Below are 1,714 nucleotides of genomic sequence, written 5' to 3'. Positions count from 1 at the left end.
GGTATTGTGCGGACAGCCCGAACAGAAATAGGGCGTGCGGGCCGCCCCCGGCACCTCGATCAGGGTCGGGGGCGGCACCAGCGCCTCGGCACGTTCCGTGAGCGATGTGCCAAGGTTCAGATCCAGTCGTTTCGCGATGATCCGCGCCAGCATCACGGCGCCCAGCTCATGCGTCCAGGGGATCAGCCGCTCGCCGTGCTCGTCGCGCTTGCCGACCATGCGGTCGGGCTTTTGCCCGGGGAAGTCGTAGAAATACTCTTTCAGCTGGCTTTCGATGATCCCGCGCTTTTCCTCGATGACCAGCAGTTCCTGCTTTTCATGGGCAAAGCCCAGCGCGCCGCGATCCTCCAGCGGCCAGACCATGCCGACCTTGTAAAGGTCGATGCCCAGCTCACGCGCGACACCCTCGTCGATCCCCAAGAGGCGCAGCGCCTCCAGCGTGTCCAGATGCGCCTTACCGGTGGTCACGATGCCAAATCGCGCCTCGTGCCCCCATTCCGCCCGGTCGATGGGATTGGCACGGGCAAAGGCCAGCACGGCCGCCTTCTTGGCCTCCATCCGTTCTTCGATCTGCATCCCCGGCAGATCGGGCCAACGGTAATGCAGCCCATCCTTGGGCGGCGTGTACTCCGGCGCGACAAATTCCCGGTCGGCGGGCAATTCCACCGACATGCCCGATTCCACCGTCTCGGAAATCGCCTTGAAGCCGACCCACATGCCGGAAAACCGCGACAGCGCGTAGCCCCATTCACCAAACGGCAGGAACTCACCCACGTTGGCCGGGTTCAGCGTTGGCATGAAGAAATTCATGAAGGCCACGTCCGACTGATGCGGCATCGAGGAGCTGACACAGCCGTGGTCGTCACCAGCCACCACCAGCACACCGCCCTTTGCGGAGGAGCCATAGGCGTTGCCATGCTTCAGCGCATCGCCGGAGCGGTCGACGCCCGGCCCCTTGCCGTACCACATGGAAAACACACCCTCGACCTCGCAATGCGGGTCCAGCACGGCCTGCTGCGCACCCAGGACAGCTGTTGCGCCAAGGTCCTCGTTCACCGCAGGCATGAACTTGATCCGGTTTGCCCGCATCCGGTCCTTGGCGCGCCAGAATTCCAAATCGACCGCGCCCAAAGGCGAGCCGCGGTAACCAGAGACAAAGCCCGCGGTATTCAAGCCGGCCTCCTGATCGCGGCGCGCCTGATCGAGCATAATCCGGGCCAAGGCCTGGGTGCCGGTCAGGAAAACCCGGCCCTGGGTCATTTCATACCGGTCGTCCAGCTTGTAGCTGCGGAAATCGTGGCTCAGCTTGGTCATCTCGGGGAGTCCTTGCGCGGAAAATGGGCTTTCCGGAAAAGTAATCCACAATGTCTGAAAAGATTTGCCCGAGTTACTGTTTTTGCGGGGATTTATGGTTAGAATGCCCGGATGGTAGTTGTTTGGTGAAGAAAGTGACCGGAATATGAAACTTGACGACCGCGATTCCCGTATCCTCACCTTGCTGCAGGAAGACTCCCGCATCTCCAACGCCGATCTGGCTGAGGCCGTGGGCATGTCGCCGTCGGCCCTGTGGCGCCGGGTGCGGGCGTTGGAGGAGGCGGGCATTATTGAACGTTACGGTGCGGTGGTGAATGCACCGGCAATGGGGCTGGGGTTCCAGGCTATCGTGCATGTGCACTTAACCCGCCACGATCCGGACAAGCTGGTGGAATTCATT

1 protein-coding gene and 1 pseudogene are annotated in these 1,714 nt (G+C 61.9%); one reads left to right on the top strand and one right to left on the bottom strand.

The features are described 5' to 3' along the window. Window positions 1–1,314, bottom strand: a pseudogene (locus tag A2I95_RS35675) (pyruvate ferredoxin oxidoreductase); the annotation flags it as partial. A 145-nt stretch (window positions 1,315–1,459) separates the two neighbouring features. Here A2I95_RS35675 and A2I95_RS35670 point away from each other — a divergent pair. Further along, the coding region (locus A2I95_RS35670; RefSeq protein ID WP_291737276.1) for an Lrp/AsnC family transcriptional regulator at window positions 1,460–1,714 on the top strand (255 nt) is incomplete at its 3' end.

Source organism: Leisingera sp. F5, from assembly GCF_001593695.1.
The sequence above is the reverse complement of the archived record's forward strand: the minus strand, read 5'-3'. Positions and strand labels throughout refer to the sequence as shown.